This is a genomic window from Vibrio sp. S9_S30, assembly GCF_014694455.1.
In the GTDB taxonomy this organism is placed as follows: domain Bacteria; phylum Pseudomonadota; class Gammaproteobacteria; order Enterobacterales; family Vibrionaceae; genus Vibrio.
On sequence record NZ_JAAUWT010000024.1, the window covers coordinates 20,236 to 47,013 of the forward strand.

The window sequence follows — 26,778 nt, forward strand, 5'->3', positions numbered from 1 at the left end:
TCGCTACTCCTTTTTTGTACTTTGATCCGCAAATGTGTTCCCTGTTTTCACTTCGTATTGGTGAGCCGTTTCTGTGAATTCTGGCAACACTGACATAAGAGAAGTCAACATGATCGAGGTATACAAAAAGGGAAGACACACCGACAGCACTTTGATCCCCCTGCTAGAGGCAAAAGGAACTTCACCAAAACGATTGTCATCCATATCGCCGGGAACAAGGCAAAGAGGAAAATTAAGCACAGGTATCCACGCAATCAATACCAACCAAGGAGAAAAATCTATATCCTTGAGCCTTTTTACAATGAAGAGAACATAGAAAAAGAAAGTGATGGGCACAACAAGAAAGCCAAACTCACCCAATACATTAGGCAATAGCAAACAAGCCGTCGCCCAACAAGCAAACTCTGCACGGTTTAGCCGACCTCTTAGCTCGTAAAACTGAGGTTTGGTTTCTTTTAAGGGTATATCTGGGGAACGAAGTAACTCTGATTCCGTCATTATTTATCCTGATTTTATGTTTTTATCTAGCCAACTTTTCTTGTTCAGGGTCAGGAAATAAGGTTTGCAATAGCAAGAATAAGCAAATGATACTCAACCCCATGCAAACGAACCTACTTGCGTGACTGAGTGTTTGGTAGCAAACGCACTCGGTTATTCACTTGCCAGTGTAAGTTGTATCATTCGCATAAATATTCATTCTATAAAAAAGCAACGCCTACCAGGTACAAACACATATCTCGCCAAACAAGGCTTTTTATCGCGAAGAATAATATAGCGGGTATGAGCGAAAACTCAGAAAAATTTGCATAGACACGCGATACCCTTAACAATTTTTTATGTGAATGCGGATGGGCGTGTAACCACCGCTTACTCTTGACAAATCAATCTCTTAACTCCAATTGCCAATAGCTCACATCGATCAGCTTGCCGAACTTTAGCCCGACGCTCTTAAACTCCCCCACTTTTTGAAACCCTAAAGATTGATGTAACGCGATACTGGCGTCATTGGGTAAACTTACTACCCCCATTATGTTGCGAATACCGCGTTTTGCGAGAATGGAGATTAAGTGAGAATAAAGCGCTTTTCCAATGCCCTGACCTAACGCGTTTGGGGCAACATAAACTGAAGACTCAACAGTATAACGATAGGCACTTCGAGCATGCCACATCCCTGCATAGGCATAACCAAGAACCGCTTCATTTTCCACTATGACGATCCAAGGTAAGCTGTGACTTTGGATCTTACCTACTCTTTGGTTCATTTCTTCAGTTGAAATCGGCTTTTCTTCAAACGTTGCAGTGCTGTTTACAATAAAATCATTGTAGATGTTTGTTATCGCCTCAATATCCTGTGAATTTACATACCTAATGTCCATATCCACGCCTTCCTCCTATTACCATGTCTATTCCTTCTTTTATCACATCAATGTGATGCGTTCAGCTTATATGCCCAAGTCACGCAGATGTTTGGCATTAAGTACCATTTCTTTATGCAGGAAGATGGACTCAACATAGATTCAAATTTTTCGAACAAAATAGTCAATGAAAACGTATTTTTCATCCATCGGTTTCCCAATATGATCACTTTCAACAGCGAATAAAAGAAGTTAGCCACTAAGTAACTTATTCAAATATATTGAGGTAACCATGAAAACTATCCTGAAGAAGATCACCGATAGCAACGCAGGTTTCGCAACGTTGGCGTTACGCATCCCTATTGGGATCATCCTTATCGCTCATGGGGCGCAAAAGCTGTTTGGGTGGTTTGGCGGCTATGGATTAGAAGGAACAGGACAATGGATGGCTTCAATAGGCTTAGCACCCGGCGTTTTAATGGCATTTCTTGCTGGTAGTGCGGAATTCTTCGGAGGGTTATTTTTAGTATTGGGTTTGCTTACACGCCCCGCCGCATTGGTTACCGCGTTTACAATGGTGATCGCGATATTCTCAGTGCATTTTGAAAACGGCTTGTTCTTATCAAACAACGGTTATGAGTTTGGTTTAGCACTACTTGCTGCCTCTGTTTCTTTGACCATATCAGGGTCAGGAAAACTAGCGCTAGACCAATCACTTAATAAAAAGATTACTTAATAAAAAGATTACTTAACGGTGGCTCACAAGATGAAAAGCGTAGACTAATCTGCGCTTTTCTCTCACCAAATCGGGTTATCTATTATCAGCCATAAAGAGACGAACAGTAAGCAAAGTGCAGAGAACCCTTCGCCAACGAATGCACCTAAGATTTTCATTGCCGAGACCGTATACCCTGTCTCTTCTAATACTTCACGCTTTATCGCTGCGCTTGGCGACTCACTTGGCTCTATCATCCCGGCAGGCAAGCTCCAAGACCCGTCTTGTTTTTGTTGAATCAGTAGGCGTTTACGTTCATCTAAAATGACAGCGGCAACACCAAGAATCAACAGCGGCTTGTTCCCTATAAGAGATCGAATTTCTTTAATATAATGACTCGCACTTATTGCTTTCCCTTAAAACTTACCCAATATAACTAATTGAAATTTTACAGAATAACGGAATGTTCATGCCCAACATCAGACCCGCAAAATCAGAAGACATAAAGAAAATCGCTGAAATCGAATCCCTTTGCTTTCCAGAAAGTGAAGCCGCTTCTCTCAAGAGCTTTACCGAACGATTCCAAGTTTTTCCTGAATGCTTTTTTGTACTAGAAGTTAATGGAGAAATCGCTGGGCACATCAATGGATGTCGATACCACAAAGCCGAATTGCCCGACGAACTTTTTGAAAACGCCAATCTTCACAATCCAAATGGCATGTACCAAACCGTTTTTGGCTTGGCAGTCGCTCCTTCCCACCAGCGTAAAGGCTACGCGTCTAAACTCACAAAGCATTTAATAGAGGTTTGTAAACAGCGTAACCTCACTGGCATGGTTCTGACTTGTAAAGAGCACCTCATTCCTTTTTACCAAAGCCATGGATTTACTTCACAAGGTCAGTCTGAGTCGTCACATGGTGGCGCACGGTGGTACGACATGACTATTGAGTTTTAACCAGGCGAAAAGGCGTTAGGTCTATCTTTTCTATCTCACACACCGCTTTAATCGTAGGGTGGTGGCTTAATGCTTGAAGATACGCTGCGAGATGAGGAAATGTCATCGGATTTTTCTCAACTGGCAGCGACCATTCAGCCAACATAAACAAGAAGTAATCACAAACCGATATGCTATCGCCAATCAGGTATTTGTGCTTCGATAATTGATCATTAATCACCGACAATGCATTCGCTATTTGAACTTCTTGCGCAGCACGTACATGTTTGATTGTGCTTTCATCATTTGTGTGGCGATGCGGGTAATAGTAAACCATAAGCTCTGCTTGCAACGTGTTGTTCAGGTAAGCAAGCCATTGAAGAAAGACAGGGCGGGCTTTATCTCCGACTGGCGGAATCAACTGGTGTTCTGGGTGACTCTCGGCTATGTACATACAAATAGCTGGGCTTTCAAAAATCGGTTGTCCATCGTCAATTAGGGTTGGAATTCGCCCAGCAGGGTTTAGCTTTAAATAGTCCGCTGACTTTTGAAAATTGGATTTTTTATCGACCAAAACCAATTCGTAAGGTAATTGCATGTGATGCAGTAAAAAGTGCGGCGCTAAACTGGCATTGTTCGGGTAATAGTAAAGTGTGTACATCGGATATCCTTATAAGCGGTTTACGCAGCAGTCTCTATTACAGTTGCGTCATTCTTACTCTAAGTTACTCAAGAAGCACCGTCTAGGCACTTCGAACATTCTAATGCGTGATCATTAATTAACCCCATTGCCTATATAAAAGCAGGTGCGGTTGTCGGCACTGCACCACCGCAGCGAGGTAATCCATCTGGTCCCGTTACCGTATCTGCCATACTATTTCCCTTCTAAAAATTGCAATTTTTTGTCTGCTGTATGAATCATTGTTTCAATAACTTCAACAGTGACAACTCCCTCAGAAACAAAATAGGACAAATGGCCTTTTTTCTCAGATCGTTGTCACAGAGTTAAGATCAAGCACTCTGATTAAATCTCGCGTAATGGTTCACACCAAAGCTATACACCACTTTTAACATAAACAAAGCACTGACAATCGCCATCCAATTTGGAAGTTGAAGAAGCGGCAGTAACAATAGCCCCACACACATGACGGTGGCACCAATAAATGTTTGATGCGAGCTTCCAGCATAGCGATTCACGACCGTGGCGAAACCGATGGTAAATGCCCAGACGATGCCCGCTTCTATAAGAAAACCTGCCAACAACCAAGCAATAAGCAGGATGTGAACGTGGCTAATTAGCAATACAGTCGGCGAGAACATCAGCCACGATGATGAAGCCAACGATAGTCGCAATGAGTCCCCTACCCTCGGCAATATTCGGCAAATAGTACGACGTGTAAATGAGCCAAGTTCCCAGTGTGGCAAACAAGGCGATACAAACCACTTCAAAGTAAGTTTGTTCCTCTCCCAATACTTCATGTAAAGACGGATGAACCTGAAAACTTGTCATAGAAAACTCCTTTCTAATCTCTCTGCTTTCAGGCTATCAAGCCTTGCAATAGCACCAAGTTAATATTGCGATATCTGGTATACCCAAAAGGCCAATATCCAAACTGCATATACTCAACCTAATAGACAAAACTAACATTCACCGGACTTATATCAATCACAGCAGCGGTATATTCGTTCAATATCACCCACACCATAACAATGCGACATGAAATTACTTGCTCCCACCCTCTTGATAACATCGTTCATTTTCGCAACTCCGGTACACTCAACCGATGCGTTGGAGCGGATTAATAGCGCAGACATTCAGAGCGATTCTCTTGATCAAAGCTCTTCTCTTGGCCAAAATTCTTCTCACGATCAAAGCTACTCTCACGATCAAAGCTATTCTGCCTCAGCAGAACTGATTAAGAATACCTTTCAAAATCAGCTCTATACCCTACCACCGTTTAAAGAAGGGCATTTTGGGCTGAGAATGTATCGCCAAACATTGGATCCAAAATACAAATACGCGATATGGAGCGATCTGGCTCGTGTGGCGAGCAAACTCAATAGCTTTAGTGAAGAAGTGCATACACCAAAACAGATCCATGAATACTCCATTCAAAGGCTTGCTCAATACCTCGACGATCGCGATGAACGCAGTTTGCGTCGATTTAATGCCACCAAGATGATGCCTGAATATATGTACCTTGGTGTGGGTCTTCTTGGTTCTATGGCACGGGTAAACGAGTATGGATTGCAACACAAAGCAGATGCCAAGCTTAGATCCATTATTCGCCGTTTTGATTTCAAAAAATACACCACCAATCCCACCATGATTGAGGCGTGGGCAGCGCAGCTCGCAAATCAAGTATATTGGCTTCGCCAGCTAGGCGAACAAGATGTTGTCGCAGAATTCATCGAAAGCTTTCGAGCCACCTACCCAGACGAAAAAGACGCCACACTCACTAAACAGCAATTTGGCAACAAGCTGTACGGCATGACCCATATTATCCTTGCAGATTCAGGCTATTACCAATACCCGATTTCGGAACGAGAGCATCAGTGGATCTACGATTACTTTAGAAACAACATATCGCTTATTCTTGAAAGAGCAAAAGAAGACGTGATAGCCGAAGTGGGGATTTCATTCTTACTCGCGGGTTTGGATGATGATCCGGTTGTTGAAAAGACGAGGCAAGCCATCAATGCTTCCATCAATCGAGAAGCTGGGCTGATTCCGTCCGTTTCAGGTGACGCTTCTCTTTCTGGCGGTGAGCATCGGAATGTCTTGGCCATCATGCTGCTGGATTGGAAAGGCACTAACGCTGCTCCGAAATACCAACAGCATACGTCCATTCTTTCTTCTCTCCCCTATGGGCTTGAGCCTAAAGGCCTAGAGCCAGTCACCACGCCATCTCAATAACCTGACGTTACGTTAGGTAGAATCCGTGGTACGTGATAGTGCCTATGACCGAGGCTTTTCGTTCCAATCATCGGTGAGCCTTAAGCCTTGGAAAGGCCATCCAGCCTTTTACCCATGCTCACCGTTTCATCCACGACATAACCTAAATGTGTGTAAAAGGCGATCACTTTCGTGTTTGTAGTTCGAACTTGAAGGTTAATTTTAGGGCACCCTTTCGCCTTGAGTTTTTCTTCTAATGCATCCATTAGCGCTTTCCCTGCTCCAGAGCCTTGGAACGGTGGATCCACCGCTAAATAATTAGCCCAACCTCGGTGCCCTTCATATCCCCCCATCACGCTTGCAATAATTTGTCCATCTTGTTCTAGCACCAAAAAGAGTTCGCGACCGTGAGCGGTTTTGATATCAATATCTTGGCTTGGATCATTCCATGGCACAACCAAACCACAAGCATTCCATAATTCTATGATTCTCGATTTATCCGAGCCCTTAAATGTCCGTATTTTCATTTTCGTCCTTTTATTCAAGTCACACATTCCCTGACCAATTGGAACGCTATTCATGGCGTTCACACTCAAGATACAAAAATAAAAGGGCTGAGAAAACCCCAGCCCTTTAACAATGGTCATTGGAGCGCTTTATGCGCCTTCTTATTCAACTAAAGTAAAATAAAGAGACCCGCTAAGCACGCACTCATCAAGTTTGCCAGCGTACCAGCCAATACCGCTTTAAAGCCCAAATTAGCAACTTCTGAGCGTCTCTCCGGTGCGATAACACCAATAGAACCAAGCTGAATAGCAATTGAGCCAATGTTAGCAAAACCACACAACGCAAATATTACAATCACTTGCGTATGTTCTGAAAGCGCATCCTTGTTGGCCACAAAATCGATAAAAGCAACAAATTCATTCATCACGACTTTTTGACCAATATAGGAACCAGCTGCAAGCACTTCGCTTCCCGGTACGCCAATCACCCAAGCTAAAGGTGCAAAAAGGTAGCCAAAAATAGCTTGAAGCGTCATGCCACCCAATCCAACCCCGTCGCCCAACGCTTCTAATCCAGTGTTCACCATGGCAATCACACTGACAAAGGCAATAAGCATGGTGCCGACGGCGACGGCGACTTTCATGCCGTTCATTGCGCCGCTCGCCAGGGCATCAATCACATTGCTTTGATCGGCTTTATCCATTTCCACATCTAGGTATTGAGCGGGTATTCCTTGCTCCGGAACCAAGATCTTGGCCATAAGCAAACTGCCCGGCGCTGCCATAAAGCTGGCTGCAATGAGGTATTTTAGTTCAACACCTAACCCTGCATAGCCACCTAAGACACTGCCCGCAACGGAAGCCATCCCCCCGACCATCACGGCGAATAATTCCGAGCGGGTCATCCTAGAAAGAAATGGACGCACAAGAAGTGGCGATTCTCCCTGCGACAAGAAGATGTTGCCCGTCGCAACAAGCGATTCTGCTTTGCTTGTCCCTAAGAACTTTTGGATGCCCCCACCAATAAATGTAATCACCTTCTGCATAATACCAAGGTAATAAAGGGCCGATATTAAAGCACTAAAGAAAATAATGATCGGCAACACTCGAATCGCGAATATAAAACCCGTATTGGCAAGGTCACCGAATAAAAAGGCAATCCCCTCGTCGGCAAAACCGAGCAAACTCGACACGCCGCTGCTCAAACTGGTGAGGGCACTTTGTCCCCATGGGAAATAGAGCACCAATGCAGCAAAACCCACCTGCAACATCAACGCGCGCGACACGGTTTTCCAGTTTATGGCTTTGCGGTTTTCAGAAAAAAGAAACGCACAAAGTAACAGGGTCAATACACCCAAAAGGCTAAATAGAATTGTCATGAGGTTTCCTATTAACAACCGTTAAAAGTGGCAGTATTGAATTGCAGAGCAGAGTATAGAAAGCAAGTTTGAGAGGGCATGGAGTGAAACCAACCCAAGGAAGAATAGGACATAAAAGTCATTGAATGTTTACCTTTACAAGCAGTTAAAAATAGCTGGTCCGGTCCTTGGGGTCATTCACATGCTTTAACGAGCATTCCTTGTGACGGCTTGTATTGGTTATCTACCATTCACCGAATTGAACACACAAACGATGAATGAATCAGCCTCGGCTTATAACCGAGCAGGGAGTATAGAGAAATATTTGAGAAGTTCATCACATTTTTTTAACGCAAACGTTCGCGCGATTAATCCTTAATCAATTGCAAGGTTTACCCATAATGACCAGCATCGTTTCCGTCGCCAACCGTAACTGCTCCCATCGCTTCCTCTTAGTTCAGGGTAACGTCTGCAAAGGGAATCGCTAAAAAATACCCCAGAACTTGTCTGGGGTATTGGGTTTAACGTGAGCTTAGTTTGCTTAATTTGCTTAGTCCACTTAGCTCACTTAGCTCACTTAGCTCACTTAGCTCACTTAGCTCGATTTTGTTCAGTTTGCTTTTGCTATTCAAATGAACAGGCAGCGTTTCGCATTACTCGTCTTTTAGCTCCACCAACTTGGTGCTACCGCCATGAAACTTCTCGCGCTTTCTCTGCACCATTGTATAGAAGCTAGGGATCAAGAACGTGCCCGCAAGCAGCACACAAAGAAGACCACCCACCAAAGAAACACCCAGTGAATTCTGGCTGATGTAACCCGCTCCAGAAGCAAATATCAGTGGGGTGATACCAAATATGAACGACCAAGACGTCATGTTGACCGCACGAAAGCGCAATTCCCCACCTTTAACGGCGGCGTCTTCAATCGCGACTTCTTTGTTTTCCCGTTCCAATTTGGCGAACTCAACAATCAAGATGGCGTTCTTAGCCGCAAGCGCAATCAAGAGAACCAAACCAATTTGCGCGTATAAGTTAAGTGGTATCCCCGTTACATTCAGAGCAATGAAGGAACCCAATGTTGCCACAGGCACCACCAGAATAATCGCGAGAGGGATTGTCCAACTTTCGTACTGCGCCACCATAAACAGGTAGATGAAAATCAGAGCAAGGGCGAAGGCATAAATCGCTTGATTGCCGGCTAATTTTTCTTGATACGCCAAACCTGTCCATTCGTATTGATAACCATGAGGCAATACGTCTGCCGCAACACGTTCCATTGCGGCAATCGCATCACCACTTGAATACCCCGGAGCCGCTTCACCTTGAATTATTGCAGAACGGTACATGTTGTAACGCCACGCCACATCCGGTCCAAAGACTTGCTCGTAAGTAACCAATGTGCTCAACGGAATCATTTCTCCCGTTTGGCTACGAACATGAAAACGACCAAGGTCTTCCATGTTAGTACGATGCTCGGCATCAGCCTGCAACGTCACTCGAAAGTTTTTACCAAACATCGTGAAATCATTGACGTAGATCGATCCTAGGTTTCCTTGGAGTGTCTGGAATATTTCTCCTAAAGGAATACCAAGTTGCTTCGCCTTTTGGCGATCGATATCCAGATAATAGTGAGGGACATTCGCTCGGAATGTACTGTAAGTGTATAGGATCTCTGGCTGTGCATTGGCTTTCGCCATCACCTCTCCCATCACCTGAGCTAAATCGCTTCGGTCTCGACCCAGTGCATCTTCAAGCACAAACTCAAAACCAGACCCCGCTCCCATGCCTGGTACAGCTGGTGCCCCCATTGCAAACACAACCGCTTCGGGGATCTCTTGCGCTGCGCGAGCGTTAATTCTCGCAGTAACAGCAAAGGAAGAATGATCGCCTTCCATGCCATTTCTGTACTCCCAATCTTTCAGCTTAACGAATAACGATGCACCGTTTGAAGCCGCTGCCCCTGTTAGGAAAGCATAGCCATTTGCTACAGTCACACCTTCTATACTGGGTTCTTCATCTATGAGGCGCAACAGTTTTTCTGTAACAGCCTCTGTACGAGACAATGAAGCAGAGTCGGGAAGTTGAACGTTGACCAGCATGATGCCTTTGTCTTCTTGAGGAACAAAAGCGGTCGAGGTTGTTTTCGCCAGATAAGAGACCGCACCCACGGCCACACCAAACAACACCAACGCCAAGATCGCTTTTTTTGCTAAGAAACCGGCTGCTTTTCCGTACTGTTGGGTGATCTTATCCAAACCACGATTAAACGCTTCAAACCATTTCGCCGTATTGCCGCCCCCTTGCTTCAATACCAACGAACACACAGCCGGTGACAATGTGAGTGCATTGATGGATGAAATCACCACTGAAATACAGATCGTAAGGGCGAATTGACGATACATAATGCCCGTGATGCCGGGAAGCATCGCTACCGGGATAAACACCGCCAACAGAACCAATGTCGATGTAACGATTGGACCCGTTACCTCTTTCATTGCTCTTAACGTCGCTTGTTTCGGCGATAAACTCGGGTCGCGCTTCATGATGGTATCGACGTTTTCGATAACCAAAATAGCGTCATCCACCACAATGCCGATGGCCAGAATCAAACCAAATAACGTCACTGTATTGATCGTGAAACCTGTCGCCAGCATAATGGCAAACGTACCGATCAGTGATACTGGAATCGCGATAACTGGCACCAACGTTGCGCGAGCGCTGCCAAGGAATAAATAGGTTACGGCGATCACCAAAAGAATGGCTTCGATGAGTGTTTTCACCACCCCTTTTATCGACTCTTCAACAAACAACGTTGTGTCGTAGCTGGTTTCATACACCATACCTTCAGGGAACGTTCTTGATAATTCCCCTAAACGACTCATTACCAAACCACCACTTTCTAGAGCGTTAGCACCCGATTGCAGCGTCAAGACAACGATTGACGCATCATTACCACGGAATAACCCCGTTCCGTTGTAGAAGTTCTTACCCAGTTCCACTCTGGCAACGTCTTTTAGGTATACGGCGGAACCATCTGGGTTCGCGCGAAGCATGACGCTTTCAAACTCTTCGACGGTTTCTAACCGCCCTTTCGTCACTAAGTTAAATTGTACGTCTTGGGGATTGGCGTAAGGCGCAGCGCCAATATTACCCGCAGCGACTTGCACATTTTGTTCCGCTAAGGCGGCATGCACATCCGATGTGGTCATCTCCAAGCTTGCAAGTTTTTCAGGGTCGAGCCAAACGCGCATAGCGTATTCACCACCACCAATAACGCTCACATTACTGATGCCTTTTACTCGAGCAAGCTGGTCTTTCACATTAAGGTTAATGTAGTTAATCAAAAACTGATCGTCGTATCTCCCTTCCGGAGAAAAGAAGTTCAGAACCATGAGAAGATCCGGTGAGTTTTTCTTCACCGTTACCCCAACCATTCGAACTTCTGGAGGGAGTTTTGACTCTATTTGCGTCACTCGGTTTTGCACATTCACCTGTGCCATATCAGGGTCGGTGCCAATATCGAAGGTGACGTTTAAAGAATACGAACCGTCATTAGCACTTTTGGACGACATATAAATCATGTCTTCAACACCATTGACCGACGTTTCTATCGGGTCGGCAATGGCTTGCTCGACGACTTCTGCACTCGCCCCATTGTAGTAAGCCGTCACATTCACGGATGGGGGGCTAATTTCAGGGTACTCTGAGACAGGCAGAACCAGTAAAGACATCGCTCCAGCGAGCGTCAGAATAATAGAAATAACCAGTGCAAACTTTGGGCGCTGGATAAAAAAGCGACTCAGCATGGTTAGGCTCCAGTGTTAACGGTATCAGAGTGGGTTACGTTGACGGGCATGCCATTTCTAACACGTTGTAAGCCTTGCGTTATCACGCGTTCATTTTTCGATAAACCTTGAGTAATGATGACGCCTTGCGCCGTTTGGCGTCCCATATCAATATTTCGGCGTTCAGCGATATCGCCTTTCGTGATAATCATAATGAAGTTGCCTTCCAGATCGGTTTGCACCGCCTTTCTCGGGATCACAACAACCTCTTCAGCGCTGCGTTCTTGAATCGCAATTCGAACGTGTTGACCTGGTAGCAATGCGTGATCTGGATTCTCAACGCTCGCTCGGAGAGAAATCGTTCCGGTATTCAGATTAATCCGGTTACCGATGAAATCGAGTTTCCCTTTGTGCTCATAAACCTCACCGTTTTCCAGCTCAATCACAACATCCAAAGCATTCGCCGCACCGGCTCCATCGCCATTGACTTTATCCATACCAAAGTCTAAACGTTCGCGTTCACTGACATTAAAGCTGGCTTGGATAGGATCAAGGCTAACAATGGTGGTGAGTGGACCAGTAGAAGGAGAAACGAGGTCGCCGATACTCACGTTGCTACTGCTGATTCGACCTGAGAATGGCGCAACAATTTTGGAATGGGATAAGTTCACATTCGCTAATTTTAATTGCGCTTCTGCCGCCTCTACTTGCGCTAGAGCACCCAGCTTTGCAGAGGTCAATGAATCGAATTCAGATTGTGAAATGTTGCCTTTGGGGAGAAGGTTTTTGCCTCGTTTGAAATCAAGCTCTGCTTTTTTAAGCGCTGCATTTGCCTGAGATAACGAGGCTTTTGCCGTGGCAACCTGAGCTTCGAAAGACAAGGGGTCAATTTGATACAACACATCCCCTTTTTCGACAAATTGCCCTTCAATAAACAAACGGTCCTTCAAATAACCAGAGACTTGTGCACTGATACTCGCATCTTCTACGGCTTCGACTCTCCCTATGTATGTTTTACTTTGCTGGTGCATAATTGTGGTTGATTCCACTGCAACAACATTTGGTGCAACAGCTTGTTGATTTCCATTTCCTGCTTCACCACATCCAACCAAGACTAATGAGCTGACTATTGCCAAGCTAAGTAATTTCTTTTTCATGTATTTACCATTTTTGAAATGCAGGTTATTAAGGTCTGTTGATCTTTCGTGGTTATGTTGACGAAACTTGTGGCGTCGTGACACGGGTCAAAGGCTTTGATATGCCAGTACCCTACTTGATAAGCCACAAACCATGCCCGAAGGTTCAACATGCCCAACGGTATTTGATTTTTAAAGCTAAACGGTCTGGCTCTATGATGACACCTTACTTTGTTAGATGACTCCAAATAATTCACGTAATATTGTGTCAAATTATTTCTAGATAAAACTACAAGAAAACAATGATTAACATGCTAAAAAAATAGTTGTACCACATGAAACCATATTTTATTTTGATGCCTAAAGAAGAGAGATTGACTCAGCCAATAGTCAACAGATAGATCGGCGACTCCCTGAGTGTATTTGGCAAGAAAGTAAATGCGAAAAGCAGGGCAATAATGAAGAAAAGCAGACTTGCCTAGCGGTATATCCTTCAGAACTCAGTAAACGTCTTTTCGACAGGGTCACAGCCCTAATAACCCGACAGTAAATGAGATTACATCCCCTTAAACAACGGCTGAGATGCTCGACTGATAGGAAGTTCACAATCACCAATTTTGGCAAACATTCGCCCAGAAAACTCTTTTTTGACTTTATCGATGGCAGACACTGAAATGATGATTGAGCGGTGGATTTGCCAAAATCGATTCGGGTCCAACTGGTCGAGGAGCTCTTTCAGTGACATCCGAATGACATATTCATCAAACCTATCGTCTTCCTTTCTACAATATACAGAAACGTATTTGTCTTCCGACTTAAAATACGCCACATCATCAATAGATACGAGGTGGATCTCATCTCCTAGCGATGCTTTTATCCAATGCAGGTAGTTCGGTGTAGCATTGGTATGCTCTTTAAGATGCTCGAATAATAACCGCAGATCGGGTTGCGAAGGTTGGAGCTCCTCAAGCTTCGTTTGCAACTTACGGCAGGCTTTGAGTAAACGTTCTTCATTTAGAGGCTTTAGTAAATAATCAGAAGCACTTAGTTCAAACGCCTTAACGGCATATTCATCATAAGCGGTGGTGAACACAATGAGAGGAGGATATTGTAATTTATTCAGTTTGGCTGCCAGCGATATCCCATCCAGTTCTGGCATTCTAATATCCAAAAAAACCACTTCCGGCTGATGCTCAAGTATGGCGTCAAGCGCACTGTTGCCATCTTGGACTTTCGCGACGATATCAAGCTCCAGCCACACTTCGGACAACATTTTCTGAAGGTGATGAAGCAACAGCGGTTCATCATCGGCAATAACCGCTTTCACTTTCTTTACCATACCCAATCCTAACGCCAAACTACGATTTAAGAAGCGCTTCAAGTGCCAACTTATTAATAGTGATTCGAGAAGTGATACCATGATGGTCATTTTGAATGACCGCGAGCTTCGCATCGTCACCAAATAACGTTTTCAAGCGAGCGCGAATATTTTGCAATCCAATCCCATGTCCGCCTGAAGAGCTATTGCTGACTAGCCCTACTCCGTTATCGCTCACTTCAAGAATAATTTCAAACTGGTTTTGCGTAGCACTTACATTAATATGTCCACGGTTTATACTCGGTTCTAATCCATGTACAACCGCATTCTCGACGAGTGGCTGCAATAAGAAGGGCGGCACCATTAACGCTTCAGTAGACTCACTCTTTGTAACATTGTAACTCATGAGTTCACCCAACCTGATTTGTTGAATACCTAGATAAGCAGAAAGCAAATCCAGCTCATGTTCCAACGGTACGAGTTGCGTTCTATTTTTCCGCAGCGTTGCACGTAGCAGATCGGTTAAACGAGAAAGCATTTCCCTTGCTCGTTCAGGATCACTTTCTATCAAGACGTTAATGTTCGCTAATGTATTGAATAGGAAATGCGGCTCAATTTGGCTTTGCAGTTGTTTCAGCTCACCCAATACCAGTGCTTTCTCTTGATCGGCTTGGATTCTTCGAGCTTTTTCGAGCTCGTGCTTAGTCTGAGTGTTTTGGTCGTAGAAATAAAAGAAATAAATACAAAACGTGGAAAAGACTAAAGCCAGCATAATCGTGGGCTTTAAATATTCATACGCAGAAAAGTTTGAATATACATTGAGCCAGTAGTAGGCGTTTGCACTCCCCCCCAACATGGAAACCACTAATGACAATACATTCACCAACCGTGGTGAAAGCTCTGGCGCGATAAGTGTGACGATTCTTGCTCCCAATACCGCACTGTAGCCGTAGCCAAAGCTGATCAATAGGTGTTTATAAAATGGCGCATCCCAAACGTAGAACGTGACGGTCGCGATCATCAAGCAAAATAATGATGTAAAAGTGACGCTCTTAACCCATTCATTTCGGAGCACACCGAATTCTGTAACCATTAAAATTTTCCCTTCAAATTTAACAAAATCATATGGCTAGTGTGTAAATTCTTATAGACCGAGCCCGATTTCCCGTCATAAAAACGGGCGGCTAGTTCTGTTTCAAAACGGGTATTACCGTCGTCATACCACTCAATACCAATTCTGGGTGTGGCAATCACGCCACCGTCTTCTGGTGAAGCAATGAAATCGAAGCTAGGGGTGATTTTTTCAAACCACGACGGGGCATTATCCCAATGTGTCCCCTGCCAATTTTGGGTATCCAATGTCCAGTGAAGCATCACGTTATGCTGAACCAAGTTTGCTCCTGAAAGACCCAAAGCGTAGGAGTTTGCTAACCCGTCTTGGGCATAGTCGTTTCGTAAAGAACTCGCACTCTCGAATGCGTTTTGCCATTCTCTGCCACTCCAAGCTCGGCTATCAAACCAATATTCTGCTATCACGCTATGACCTGAATAACCACTCCAAGTTAGCCCTGTTAACACTTGATAGGCGCTGGCTTTTTCTTCAATTTCTACAGGTGAGAAATGCGTATCTGGCTGTACGTATGTCATGTGTTTGCGTTGAACCACTGCCGAAGAGTGCCATTCCCACTCTTGCCCGAAAACCGTCACCCAGCTGCCGCCAACAAGACCTTGACGCACGGTGTCATAATAGGCGACCAGCTGATACTCACTATCGCCTTTCAAACCATAAAATCGAGCCCCAACCCCATTTTGCTTAGAGGCTTCTTGCAGATCATTGCCTTTCTGTTGAGCCATGGAGGAAGTAGTGGCAAGCAGAGCCCACTCCCCTGTCGCCCCATAATGAGAAAGGCTCAATAGCCCAACCCCTTCTTCAACCTGAATACCAACAGGGTTGCGACGATAAGAATGAAAGACATCCAAAGGGCGGTAGCCATAAGCCACACCATAGTCTTGTCGAATTTTCCCTATGGTGAAATCCCAATATTCCCCACCAAGTTCCAATTCTCCCTGCCAGAACAGCTCCCGCACAATAATGTGATTTTCATTGCTTGATGCGCTTTGGGACTGATAAAGGTCATCAGCCAGCAACGCGAATGCACCAGTCAATGAAGCGCGATTTAACTCTAACGCCAGCAAGGCATCCAAGCTTTGTTCTTTAGCGGCTTCCTCAGAAAAAAGCGGCGAGCCTGAACGCGGCGAAATGGAATCTGTACTCACTGTCCAATCCCAATTTGCACTAAGCTCAGACGCGTTCAAAGAACCTGAGACTAAAAAAGCGATCGAGACGAGATTTAGACGAGTCACGTTACAACTCCGACACATTATTTCGCACTAAATATGGCGGATTGTAATATTTCTCTTCAAGCTCAAAAGCGGAAATTTCTTTGTATTCTATCCGTGTTTTTTTGTGCGGCTGAATCTTATCCATTAACGTCATGGCCACAACCGCCGCCGTCCCTTTGCGCTCACCTTTGGTAAACCAAGCTTCTTTCGCGAGTTTCCCCGACGTTAATATCAAATTGGCTTTGATGGGAAAATCGGTTTCAGGCTCAAGCCATAGCTCGATGGTGTGATAGCTCGCCCCTTTGGTTTTGGCCGTCAAAAACAGCTTATTGCTCTCAACGGTATTGCCATCCGGCTTGATCAGGCTTTCCGTTTGCTCGAATACTCCTTGATAGTCATCGCTCCACGTCAGAGTTGATATATCGCCAACAGACGCTTCTCCTAACAATTTTTGCATGGGTGTGATTCGAATAGGACGACGACTCTTTGGCATCACTAGCCAGTAGTTGTCTTCCAGCATTAACATTTTTTGTCCCGCTTCTACTTGAGATTTAAAAATCACGAGAGACTGCCGTTGAGGGCGCGTATACACGTGGTATTGGTGCGTCTTTTCCCTTTCATTGTTTTTGAATAAATGAACAACAGACACCACTTTGGATGACTCGTCTTCCATGCGATATTCATCCGCTTTTTTGAGCATTATTTTTACGTCCGGTGATTGTGCGCCAATGACTTGTTCGTCAACTGTTGCTGCGTCAACTGTTGCTAAGTCAATCTTGGCCTGTGCTTCATCGGTCACATGTAGCTTGTCTGCCGACATTGAAATTACCTTATCTGTCGAAATTACCTTATCTGTCGCAAGCACCTCTTCTGTCACAAGCAATAGCCCTGCCACGCTGATCATGCCAACCAATGCGATTCTAGAAGTAAACTTATACATATGCCAAAGCCTCAGTAATGGGTTTGTTTGCGCCCTTACGAGCAGATAGATAGGCGGCAAGGATGCAAATGATCATGACACCAAGTGTTGAATATATTGCGATCTCAGGGGAAAGGTTGATTTGCAACGGGTAACCTTCACTGTGACCAGGAGGTGGCGGCATTTCAATCTCAACAACAAGGAGCAATAACCAAATAGCTATGCTGCCAATGACCCCTAAAATGCTTCCAAAGAGCGCCAGCAGCCCTGCCTCTTTTATGAAGCCAGAGATAATCTCGCTAGAATACGTACCAAGCGCCGACAAAGTACCGATTTCGCGTGTTCTTTCTGTTACCGACATCGTCATGGTATTAAACAGAGAAACAAACACAACAAGCCCCATCACCAATCCCATAATGCCAAAGATCCGATCGTACAGATCTTTAACTTTCTTATAAAAGAATGCCCTTTCCTGCCACGGTGTGAGTTGGAGGGCTTGTTCGGATGAGGTGTTATCTATCAAGGACTGCACTTGTGCTTGCACCGATGAGGTTTGCTCTGTTTCAAAAAGAAAAACCGATAAAGTGCTGATTTTTTCAGACACCAAAAGCGCTTGAGCAGAATGGATATGAAGATACAGCTGACGCTTGTCTAATTCTGGTATGCCTGTTGAGTAAATACCGTGAACCATAAAATCCAAAGCGTTAAGCGCGCCATCACTTGTGGTGGCAAGCAGCGTCACCCAATCACCAACGTCTACCTTTAGATTTCGAGCCAATTCATGCGCCAACATAATTTGAGGCTCTTCAGGGTTATAGCGACTAGAAAGAGGGCTAGACAGCGTTCTGCCTTGTCGAACATCGAGAAAAGGCCCTTTCAGATCGAATTCTTTCTCATTCACGCCATTACCAACAAAGATGGTCGATTTATTTCCATTGGAAATCAAACCCGTAAAATAAACACGTGGCTGAACCGAACGTACCTCATCTAGGGACATGATTTTTCCGACAAGCGTCTGAGTATCGGATAACCCATTGGACAGTGGCATTTCTTCATCTTCTTCAAAATAGCCGGGCTGACTCAGTGTGAGGTGCCCAGTATCCCGTGCGGTTGACTCTTTGAGCGACTGATAGGTAAATAGGCCAAATCCGCCCGCGCTCACCATGGCAAATACAGCAATAGCAACGATAAAGATAGAAAGTGCGCTGCGACGACCATTGCGACGAAGGTTCAAAATCGCATGGCGTAACTCTTCAAACATACGCAATGTTGAAAGCGATGTGGCTAACTGACCCATTTGAGTGCCTCCTCTTCAATGTTTCCATCAAACAACGCAATGATCCTGTCACAGCGATCCGCCATTCTGTGATCGTGTGTGGCGATAACAAAGGTGGTACCGAACTCCTTGCCTAAAGACTTCATGATATCGATCACTAGCGTGGCACTTTCGCTGTCTAAACTGGCGGTCGGTTCATCCGCAATAACGAGTTTGGGCTTGTTCACAAGCGCACGAGCGATAGCCACACGCTGTTGTTGTCCGCCAGACAGATGATCAGGACGATGATGAATGAACTCAGCCAACCCGACCTTCTCTAACATGTTCGTCGCCAATTCATGTTGTTCGTGTTTGGCGTACCCCACCAGCCTCAAAGGGTACATGACGTTTTCCAGTGCGGTCATAACAGGAACCAAGTTAAAACGCTGAAAAATAAACCCCATTTCAAAGCGGCGAATACGGGCGGCTTCTTGCATTGCTTTTGGTAACGGTTCACCACCAAACTCAATCTCACCCGAGTAATCGGTGTCAAGCAAACCCAAAATATTAAGCAACGTACTTTTTCCTGAGCCTGAGGGACCGCAAAGTGCGAGCATCTCACCTTGGTTAATACGCCCCGTCGCGCCTTTTAAAGCCGGAACATCGATCAATCCAAGTTGATAGTTCTTCTTTATTTGATTAAAACGAATCACTTTATCCCCCTTACACTTTCTGTAACAAAGCTTGGGCTTTTAGGGTTTCGGGATCAGAAGCATTTTTCTGCTTCATCAGCGCCAACCATGTCTTTGCACGGTCGATATCTTCAGCACGAATGGCGGTTTCAATGGCAAACGTGTAAATCCAAGACGTGGCTTCAAATGGCATCTGCTGAAATTGAGGCTCATCCAATAAATCAATAAACAAGTCGTAGCCACGGTCGAAATGGTTGAACATATCCGGCAGTTGGCTAAACGTTGCCGCAGACAAGGCTCTGGCTAAGTAGGTATCTGGCAGTCCTTGAATCACTGGCTGAGAATCGAGTGGGATAGATTGTGAAGCGATTAGATTCAATCCTTTATCTATCGTGACTAATCCTTGCTCCACATATTTCATTTTGTTCCATGGCATCCACGCATCACGCCCTTGCAAGGTTTGTGTACTGCCTAGGTAAACAAGGCTTAAAGGTTTTGCGCCTTCACTTTGAATCAATTGATTTAACTGCTCATAGACAAGCGCCACTTTGTCGGTATCGCCTTCGGCAGCTTGATTGTATTCATCAATTAATTCATTGGATGGGTTGGCGACAACTTGCGGCATTCCCGCAAAAAGAAGTGACGAAATAACAAGTGCAGTTTTCAAGACTTTCATAACCAATATCCGTTCTGTTGTTGATGCAGCTACTTTAATGCGCTCGGACAATCGGTTCTTTAGAATGCGACAAACGGTCGATATGAGGAGTGAATGGTTTCTCGATTTCATTTCACTTCTATACTCACATTACATCAAGATGTTTATGTCAATTATCAAACTCTAGGCATTGTTTTTGCTTAACTTGCCTGAATACACAATTCATTTGCCGCTTGTGAAAGAAAATAAGCAAAAAACGGTTCTATATGCCTGTTAAAAGACCATGGATGTAAATTATGAAAAATATTGTCGCACTCTCATTAGCATTGGTATCGGGTTCTGCACTAGCCATGGAGCCCGTCGAGGAGTATGGAATTATTGGCGCAAGCGGAACGTTTGGGCAGTCGATCTATTCGACAGAAGATTCAGCGAAATTAGGTGTCACACCTACGCTATTTTACTACGGTGATCGTGGTTTTATTGATGGCAGCTTGGCTAACTTTCAGCTACTGCCATATGTAGGTGTATCAGGAAATTGGCGTTTTGCCCAAGTTTCCAATACGTTCGATACGATTCCAAATGGAATCAATGAACGAGAGGGTAATTTGGAGCTTGGCATCACACTGGGGACACCAGGTGCTCGGATCACCTACTTGCAAGACGTCATGTCGGTACACGGTGGTAAGGAGATTCAAGTTCATCTAGGTAAAACATTCAACACCCCGATGCGTCGTTTTACTTTAACGCCTTATGTGGAACTCGATTGGCGAGACAAAAAACTGTCTCAGCACCTCTATGGTGTTAGCACTTCGGAATCCAATGCTTCCGGCTTAATGAAGTACGATGCATCAAGCAGCTATGTGTATCAGGCTGGGGTCATTGGATTGTATGATTTTTCCAAGAAACTGGTGATCATTAGCAAGGCTCGAATGGAGAGCCACGACGATGATAGTCCAATTGTTCAGCGTAGCTTTGGCTGGTCTGTTGAATTGGGGTTGACTTACAAGTTTGCTGGACAGTAATGATGAACGTTAATCATTTCAGTTGATTAACCTTCCCAAAATCATAAGTTATACCTTTAAATATCAATAAGTTAAATCAGCACGCATATTGAGGTGGCTACATTCAATTTATGTGTGCTTTTTTAATCCAAATAGGCTTGCTTATGTTTTTACCAACTAACATGCCCTTCTATCCAAAGTGCCTTCACTTAGTCAAGATACATTGAGGCATATTCATAAAACCAACGATTGACTGTTACGTGTACAGGTAAGTTTTCAGACCCCACTCGAGTAAATACGCTGAACGGAATTTTGTAGTCCTTGGCAAGCAAAGCGCTTTCCTTTTTAATTAACTCTCCCTTTTCAACCCAATATCGAGTTCTATGTTGCGGTAGATAAGCCCAACCATTCTTGCGCAGAAAAGAAAGCAACAAGCTGAAATCATTCACCTTTCTTGTATGGTTAGCAAAGGGTTGTATCAAACTATCGTTACCTCGCTCTTCCAGTTGATACTGAATGCTGTTGTGAATATCATCCATGGATATCCGTTTTTTCGTCGTCCACTTGGATTCTTTCCCGACATACAGCCCAAATGGCACATAGCCTAAGTGTGTAAACTGCACGGGATTTTCTGCATAGACCATTCCTCTGCTCGATAACAAAGCAAAATCCATATCTCCAGACATCAGAGCATCCAAGCACTCTAGGCGACTGCTGACGATCCAATGCACACGAAGGTTGGGGTAATGTAGCAACGATAGCTCTTCTATTTTTTCAATGAAATCTGTTGGGAAGCTGGACTCATAACCAATTTTCAGTTCATCGACCCCCTTTTCATATAAAGAATGCCCGTACTGCACTAAAGATTGGTTCTGAATAATCACAATTCGAGCTTGGTTAATCAGCTTAACCGCATACTCAGTAGGAACGGCTTTTCGCCCAATAATTGAAAAGAGCTCTAAGCCCAAGCCATCTTCGTATGCTTTGATCAACTCTCTTATTGTCGTTCTGTCTTTTTTTAGTTTTTTCGCCGCCGCACTGTACGAGCCACTTTCATATACCTCAACAAAGGCATTCAATTGATCGAGCGTATGCATAGTTACCTTGCTATTTGAAGGGGTATTCCCATCAGGAGTGATGATTAGGTGGGGGATATTAACACGTTAGTAGAAAACCAAACACATAACGAATGTTTCTAAGTCTCAATGGAAAGGCATGAAAAACACATCACATAACATGATGTATCACCCAAAAAATAGGCGATTTAAAAGCTTCTTGCGCTTTAAAAATAAAATCATGAGCTCAAATCACAGAGAGTGACCATACAGGAATATTGCTCGCCTGAAATGTTCTAAAAACAAGTTTGACGCTCTGTTATGTGGCTCCTAAAGTTTTCTATACCCGTTGTTGTTCCGATTAGCAATAATCGCTTCGTCAAACACTAAATATAGGAGCCATCATTATGAAAAGAGTCAGTTCAGCCTTCCGTCTTCAAATGATCAAAGAAGTCGCTACACGGAACCAAGAGCAACCACATGATGATCCTATGGCAAATTACATACGACAAATCCTAGAAAGAGACCCACAAAAAGAAAAACACATGGAATCACAGCATCGATTCGTTGGCGCTCATTTTGACGAGCAAGCTGGCGGATGGATAGACGACCGTTGGAATATGAAGTAGGTATTTAAAAGCGTACTTACTTAGAGATCAGCATAATTTTTCAAAAGCCAGTAGCGTGAGCCTACTGGCTTTTGAATGTTTAAAGGCTCTGTAATCCAAGCAATAGCAACCGACACCATGGAACATGATGTTTACTTCCGCTTAGTTGTCTAATACAGACTATTCTAATAATAGCGTTCGAGTACCTGATGGAATTCTAATCGCCTACCTTAGGTGTCTCATTATAAGTGCATTTTACATAATAAAGACGTCAAGGGATGGCTTACACTCTGGCAACACAACAGCAATACCCCTATTAAAAGTACAGGCTAGGACAATGAATAATAATCACATATCTATTTATTCCACCACTCAAATACGTGATGGTGAAAGGCTGGCTGCACAAAAGCTTGGTATTCCAATGTACGAGCTGATGGAGCGTGCTGGTAAAGCGGTATTTCGTTTGATAAGCGACAAATATAAAACAGCAAGCAGACTGCTGGTTGTGTGCGGAACAGGCAATAATGGTGGCGACGGCTATGTTGTCGCAAAGTTAGCAAAGTTGTTTGGTCATGATGTGATGTTATGGCATGTCGGAGATTCAGACAGGTTGACGGGAGATGCCCTCACCGCGCAACAAGGTTGGTTGGGCGTAGGGGGTGAAATATTATCGCCGAGTTCATCATGCCCAAAAGAGCTCGATCTTATTGTGGATGGGATGCTGGGCACAGGGTTGTCTGGCAACGTGCGACGCCAATATGCTGAAGTTATTGATCAAATAAACCGCCACCCCGCCCCCGTCATTTCAATCGATATACCTTCTGGGCTGTGCGCAGACTCCGGTGAAGCACTGGGTGCTGCTGTCGAAGCAGCATATACCGTTACGTTTGTCGGTTTAAAACATGGATTGATTACAGGAAAAGGGAAAAACTTTACTGGCACTCTGTCTTACGACAGCCTAGGCACAGACGACTACTTCCAGCAAAGCGTCCCTACGCAATATAAGGTGATTGGCGGTCAGATATTGAAAGATACGTTACCGCACCGCAAGCCCAATAGCCACAAAGGCAACTTTGGTCGTGTCCTGCTCGTCGGAGGAGCACACGGCATGGGCGGTGCAATCACGCTTGCCAGTGCGGCTTGTGCCCGTACTGGGGCTGGGCTAACCAAAGTGATTACCTATAAAGAGAATGCCCCTTCGCTCTTGGCAGCCTACCCAGAAATCATGATCGACCCACATATGGGCAATAAACACCTCGTCAACGAATCACTGCAATGGGCCGATACATTGGTGCTTGGTCCGGGGTTAGGTCAGCATATTTGGGGGAATGAACTTTTCCACCTTTTCCACCGCTTAGCGCTCCCGAAAGTACTGGATGCAGACGCATTGCATTTCTTGGCTGCTCAACCCAATAAAGATCAACAACGCATTATCACTCCTCACCCTGGTGAAGCCGCTCGACTACTAAATTGCTCCATACAAGACGTGGAAGATAACCGATTCCAAGCCGCCAAAGAACTGTATGAAAAATACGGCGGAGTGGTGGTTTTGAAAGGCGCTGGTACGATTATTTATGGTGGCGATACATTTTGGGTATGCAACCAAGGCAACCCTGGGATGGCAACGGGCGGAATGGGCGATGTACTAAGCGGAATCATTGGGAGTTTGCTTGGTCAAAAACTGAATATCATCGACGCAGCGTGCTTAGGTGTTTGGTTACACAGTAATGCAGCCGATCACTGCGCACAAAAAGAAGGGCAAGTCGGCATGCTCGCCAGCGACCTTTTCCCCTACATTCGATCGATCTTAAACGGACACTCTTCAAACAAAAGCTTTTAAACGAAAGATTTGTAAACAAAAGGCTTTTAAAGGAGAAAGCTCTGAAACGAGAAGGCTCTTAAACGAGAAAGCTTTAAACTGACAAGCGAATGTGAATTGAATATACCCTGCGAGGAGTACAAAATATTCCTCGCTGACTTCAGAAACTTGGAGTAAATTACGCTTAATATACACAAACTTGCATCATCAGCAATGATCAGAAAATACGCCCTTATCTGTCTTTCTCTTTTAAGTCTAACTCTTTCTTCTATAGCGTTTTCTGCTGTTGACCTTGTCAAAGTTGTAAAGTCGGAGCGTAAAATGTATCTGCTAAACAAGGGGATGATCGTCAAAGAATATCACATTGCATTGGGAGGCTCACCGAAAGGGCATAAGCAGCAAGAAGGCGATCAAAAAACCCCTGAAGGACGGTATATACTCGATTACAAAAAAGAAGATTCGGCCTTTCACCGTTCGATGCACATCAGCTATCCAAATGCAAAAGACAAAGCCCGAGCGAAAGCGCTAGGTGTCGATCCCGGCGGATTCATCATGGTTCACGGAAACAACCCAAAGAATCGACTTCTACAATTTGATTGGACAGAAGGCTGCATCGCCATAACGGATGATGAAATGGACGAATTTATGGAGCTCGTAGAAGTGGGTACCCCAATAGAAATCATGTGGGCAGAGTAGTTTGGCGAATACCGAGAGCTTACCCTGCTCCATGAACGCTTACACAGCCCCATTATTCATTATATTTTCTAATCCAATACATAGAAAAGTATCGTGTATTTCCCTTTCATTCCCTCTTGTTAACCACGCAATTTACTCTTAACATCTCGACCCAATCGGGATACTACATTGCTTCCCACTCTAAATTGAAATGGATAAGAAAAAATAAGACCTTTTTTCTTTTACGTCCTGATTTTTTCGCCTCTCTTATTAGGAGTAGTAAAGATGTCTTCTCCAGTGCCCTTGGTACGATTGACGTTTTTAATCGCCATTCTTGTTGCTGTTGGTCAAATGAGCCAGACCATGTATGTTCCTTCAATTGGTCACATGGCAGCAGAGTTCGTCGTTAATCCTGCGGCACTGCAAGCGGTTATGGCGTGCTTTCTCATTCCTTATGGTCTATCACAATTTATCTACGGTCCCCTATCTGACCGAATAGGCAGAAAACCCATCATAATCTCTGGTCTCGTAATCTATTTGATAGGGACACTCATGACTCTGTTTGCCCACGATTACACGCTATTCTTACTCGGGTGCTTTATTCAAGGAGCAGGAATTGGATGTGGTGGAACGATGGCGCGTACACTAACAAGAGACTGCTTCGAAGGCACAGACTTACACAAAGCAAATAGCCTAATCAGCATGTGCATTATCTTTAGTCCTTTACTTGCGCCTTTATTGGGCGGCTACTTAACAGAAACGGCTGGATGGCGAAACAGCTATTTATTTCTTGCTCTGTTTGCTGCCGCCGTTTTGATTACCATGCTGACAAGTTTCAAAGAAACACTGCCTGAAGAACGACGAAATGCCGCACCAGTTTGGGAAAACTATCGACACGTATTGGTAAACCGTCGCTTTCAAGGCTATTTAGCCTGCCTCATCGCTATGTTCGCAGGGGTTGCGGTATTTGAAGCTGCTGCGGGCGTGCTGTTGGGAGGCACCCTAAAACTGCCCGCGACCGTTGTTAGCTTACTGTTTATAGCCCCCATTCCCGGGTACTTAGCAGGCGCGGGGCTGTCGAGCGTCATTGCACAAAAAAGCTCCGAAAATCAGGCTCTAATATACGGGATGGTTGCCGCGGTGATTGGCTCCGTCATTGTATTGCTTCCTGGGCTAAACGACCAAACTACCGCAGTTACCTTAGTCGGTGGAGCAACCGTCTATTTTCTGGGAGCCGGTATTTTGTTTCCCGCAGCAACAACAGGTGCATTAATACCATACTCGTCTCACGCTGGGACGGCAGGAGCACTCTTAGGTGGAATGCAAAATTTTGGAGCCGGTATTGCGACTCTAGCGGCATCAATCCTTCCCGCCAGTAACCAATTACCGTTAGGCATCCTCATGCTTATATGCGCTATTTTGGCAATGCTCGGGTTAATTTGGGTAGGTAAACACCCCGAAATACAACCCAACCCCCCTGTCACGGCGATGTAAACCCAGCTTGCCATCATCCTAGCTTGGGTGACGTCACTCAGAAAAGAATTGAACCACGGTTAATTAGGGCTTTTTGTGCAACTTCCAGTGGGTTGTTTAGCAGCGACGTTTAGGCATGAGGGTACGATGAATGTAAGCGCATCATGAACCCCGCGTTCTAATCATCCGTCTCGAATAATAAGATCAAGTCTCCAACTCAAAGGAGACTTGAAATGGTCAAACGACGAACCAACCAAGAATGGCAAACGTTATTCGAACA

The 26,778-nt window shown here is 44.7% G+C and carries 26 protein-coding genes; 8 read left to right on the forward strand and 18 right to left on the reverse strand.

Annotated elements, in window-relative coordinates; translation table 11 throughout:
• Positions 1 to 3: 3 nt before the first annotated feature.
• Entirely contained in the window at positions 4 to 498 is a 495-nt protein-coding gene (locus tag HC752_RS21095; protein WP_190337181.1) for a DUF805 domain-containing protein, read from the reverse strand.
• A 383-nt stretch (positions 499 to 881) separates the two neighbouring features.
• Entirely contained in the window at positions 882 to 1,376 is a 495-nt protein-coding gene (locus HC752_RS21100; protein ID WP_190337182.1) for a GNAT family N-acetyltransferase, read from the reverse strand.
• A gap of 271 nt (positions 1,377 to 1,647) precedes the next feature.
• Here HC752_RS21100 and HC752_RS21105 point away from each other — a divergent pair, with 271 nt between their 5' ends.
• Entirely contained in the window at positions 1,648 to 2,091 is a 444-nt protein-coding gene (locus HC752_RS21105) for a DoxX family protein (protein WP_190337183.1), read from the forward strand.
• 62 nt (positions 2,092 to 2,153) lie between these two features.
• Here the strand turns inward: HC752_RS21105 and HC752_RS21110 are convergent, their stop codons facing one another.
• On the reverse strand, positions 2,154 to 2,420 hold the full coding sequence (locus tag HC752_RS21110) for an NUDIX domain-containing protein (RefSeq protein ID WP_238930585.1): 267 nt from the start codon (positions 2,418 to 2,420) through the stop codon (positions 2,154 to 2,156).
• Positions 2,421 to 2,539: 119 nt separating this feature from the next.
• Here HC752_RS21110 and HC752_RS21115 point away from each other — a divergent pair, with 119 nt between their 5' ends.
• Entirely contained in the window at positions 2,540 to 3,025 is a 486-nt protein-coding gene (locus tag HC752_RS21115; protein WP_190337184.1) for a GNAT family N-acetyltransferase, read from the forward strand.
• On the opposite strand, the gene HC752_RS21120 is transcribed toward HC752_RS21115, so the two are convergent.
• The 3 genes from HC752_RS21120 to HC752_RS24850 all read right to left on the reverse strand — a co-directional run bounded on the left by HC752_RS21120 (position 3,012) and on the right by HC752_RS24850 (position 4,514).
• A complete protein-coding gene (locus HC752_RS21120; protein ID WP_190337185.1) occupies positions 3,012 to 3,665 on the reverse strand; it encodes a glutathione S-transferase family protein in 654 nt (217 codons plus the stop codon). The genes HC752_RS21115 and HC752_RS21120 overlap by 14 nt on opposite strands.
• Positions 3,666 to 4,015: 350 nt before the next feature.
• Positions 4,016 to 4,324, reverse strand: a complete 309-nt coding sequence (locus HC752_RS24845) for a hypothetical protein (protein WP_238930586.1) — start codon at positions 4,322 to 4,324, stop codon at positions 4,016 to 4,018.
• Complete coding sequence (locus tag HC752_RS24850; RefSeq protein WP_238930587.1) at positions 4,296 to 4,514, reverse strand: hypothetical protein; 219 nt, start codon at positions 4,512 to 4,514, stop codon at positions 4,296 to 4,298. The genes HC752_RS24845 and HC752_RS24850 overlap by 29 nt, the downstream gene beginning before the upstream one ends.
• Before the next feature lie 207 nt (positions 4,515 to 4,721).
• Between HC752_RS24850 and HC752_RS21130 the strand changes: the two genes are divergently transcribed.
• Positions 4,722 to 5,921: a DUF3541 domain-containing protein gene (locus HC752_RS21130; protein ID WP_190337186.1), complete on the forward strand. Its 1,200-nt coding sequence runs from the start codon at positions 4,722 to 4,724 to the stop codon at positions 5,919 to 5,921.
• A gap of 80 nt (positions 5,922 to 6,001) precedes the next feature.
• Here HC752_RS21130 and HC752_RS21135 read toward each other — a convergent pair whose 3' ends face one another.
• The 11 genes from HC752_RS21135 to HC752_RS21185 all read right to left on the reverse strand — a co-directional run bounded on the left by HC752_RS21135 (position 6,002) and on the right by HC752_RS21185 (position 19,888).
• Positions 6,002 to 6,427 (reverse strand): GNAT family acetyltransferase, encoded by a 426-nt coding sequence (locus HC752_RS21135; RefSeq protein WP_190337187.1) that lies wholly within the window; start codon positions 6,425 to 6,427, stop codon positions 6,002 to 6,004.
• Positions 6,428 to 6,576: 149 nt separating this feature from the next.
• Entirely contained in the window at positions 6,577 to 7,785 is a 1,209-nt protein-coding gene (locus HC752_RS21140; protein WP_190337188.1) for a NupC/NupG family nucleoside CNT transporter, read from the reverse strand.
• A 632-nt stretch (positions 7,786 to 8,417) separates the two neighbouring features.
• Complete coding sequence (locus tag HC752_RS21145) at positions 8,418 to 11,570, reverse strand: efflux RND transporter permease subunit (RefSeq protein WP_190337189.1); 3,153 nt, start codon at positions 11,568 to 11,570, stop codon at positions 8,418 to 8,420.
• Between the two features lie 2 nt (positions 11,571 to 11,572).
• Positions 11,573 to 12,706, reverse strand: a complete 1,134-nt coding sequence (locus tag HC752_RS21150; RefSeq protein ID WP_190337190.1) for an efflux RND transporter periplasmic adaptor subunit — start codon at positions 12,704 to 12,706, stop codon at positions 11,573 to 11,575.
• Positions 12,707 to 13,241: 535 nt separating this feature from the next.
• A complete protein-coding gene (locus HC752_RS21155; protein ID WP_190337191.1) occupies positions 13,242 to 14,024 on the reverse strand; it encodes a LytR/AlgR family response regulator transcription factor in 783 nt (260 codons plus the stop codon).
• A 19-nt stretch (positions 14,025 to 14,043) separates the two neighbouring features.
• Complete coding sequence (locus HC752_RS21160; protein ID WP_190337192.1) at positions 14,044 to 15,096, reverse strand: sensor histidine kinase; 1,053 nt, start codon at positions 15,094 to 15,096, stop codon at positions 14,044 to 14,046.
• Complete coding sequence (locus tag HC752_RS21165; protein WP_342029502.1) at positions 15,096 to 16,367, reverse strand: hypothetical protein; 1,272 nt, start codon at positions 16,365 to 16,367, stop codon at positions 15,096 to 15,098. The genes HC752_RS21160 and HC752_RS21165 overlap by 1 nt, the downstream gene beginning before the upstream one ends.
• 1 nt (position 16,368) lies before the next feature.
• Entirely contained in the window at positions 16,369 to 17,166 is a 798-nt protein-coding gene (locus HC752_RS21170; protein WP_190337205.1) for an outer membrane lipoprotein-sorting protein, read from the reverse strand.
• Positions 17,167 to 17,278: 112 nt separating this feature from the next.
• A complete protein-coding gene (locus HC752_RS21175) occupies positions 17,279 to 18,562 on the reverse strand; it encodes an ABC transporter permease (RefSeq protein ID WP_190337194.1) in 1,284 nt (427 codons plus the stop codon).
• Positions 18,550 to 19,233 carry an ATP-binding cassette domain-containing protein gene (locus HC752_RS21180; RefSeq protein ID WP_190337195.1) on the reverse strand — a complete coding sequence of 228 codons (684 nt, stop codon included), beginning with the start codon at positions 19,231 to 19,233 and terminating at the stop codon, positions 18,550 to 18,552. Before HC752_RS21180 ends, HC752_RS21175 begins: the two co-directional genes overlap by 13 nt.
• A gap of 10 nt (positions 19,234 to 19,243) precedes the next feature.
• Positions 19,244 to 19,888 (reverse strand): hypothetical protein, encoded by a 645-nt coding sequence (locus HC752_RS21185; RefSeq protein ID WP_190337196.1) that lies wholly within the window; start codon positions 19,886 to 19,888, stop codon positions 19,244 to 19,246.
• Positions 19,889 to 20,163: 275 nt separating this feature from the next.
• Between HC752_RS21185 and HC752_RS21190 the strand changes: the two genes are divergently transcribed.
• On the forward strand, positions 20,164 to 20,889 hold the full coding sequence (locus HC752_RS21190) for a MipA/OmpV family protein (RefSeq protein WP_190337197.1): 726 nt from the start codon (positions 20,164 to 20,166) through the stop codon (positions 20,887 to 20,889).
• A 188-nt stretch (positions 20,890 to 21,077) separates the two neighbouring features.
• On the opposite strand, the gene HC752_RS21195 is transcribed toward HC752_RS21190, so the two are convergent.
• Entirely contained in the window at positions 21,078 to 21,965 is an 888-nt protein-coding gene (locus tag HC752_RS21195; RefSeq protein WP_190337198.1) for a LysR family transcriptional regulator, read from the reverse strand.
• A 365-nt stretch (positions 21,966 to 22,330) separates the two neighbouring features.
• Between HC752_RS21195 and HC752_RS21200 the strand changes: the two genes are divergently transcribed.
• The 4 genes from HC752_RS21200 (at position 22,331) to emrD (ending at position 26,519) form a co-directional block, all read left to right on the forward strand.
• Positions 22,331 to 22,552, forward strand: a complete 222-nt coding sequence (locus HC752_RS21200) for a hypothetical protein (protein ID WP_190337199.1) — start codon at positions 22,331 to 22,333, stop codon at positions 22,550 to 22,552.
• A gap of 316 nt (positions 22,553 to 22,868) precedes the next feature.
• Positions 22,869 to 24,371 (forward strand): NAD(P)H-hydrate dehydratase, encoded by a 1,503-nt coding sequence (locus tag HC752_RS21205; RefSeq protein ID WP_190337200.1) that lies wholly within the window; start codon positions 22,869 to 22,871, stop codon positions 24,369 to 24,371.
• Between the two features lie 192 nt (positions 24,372 to 24,563).
• Positions 24,564 to 25,046, forward strand: a complete 483-nt coding sequence (locus tag HC752_RS21210) for a L,D-transpeptidase family protein (RefSeq protein WP_190337201.1) — start codon at positions 24,564 to 24,566, stop codon at positions 25,044 to 25,046.
• Positions 25,047 to 25,310: 264 nt separating this feature from the next.
• A complete protein-coding gene (emrD, locus tag HC752_RS21215; protein WP_190337202.1) occupies positions 25,311 to 26,519 on the forward strand; it encodes a multidrug efflux MFS transporter EmrD in 1,209 nt (402 codons plus the stop codon).
• The last annotated feature ends 259 nt before the right edge of the window (positions 26,520 to 26,778 follow it).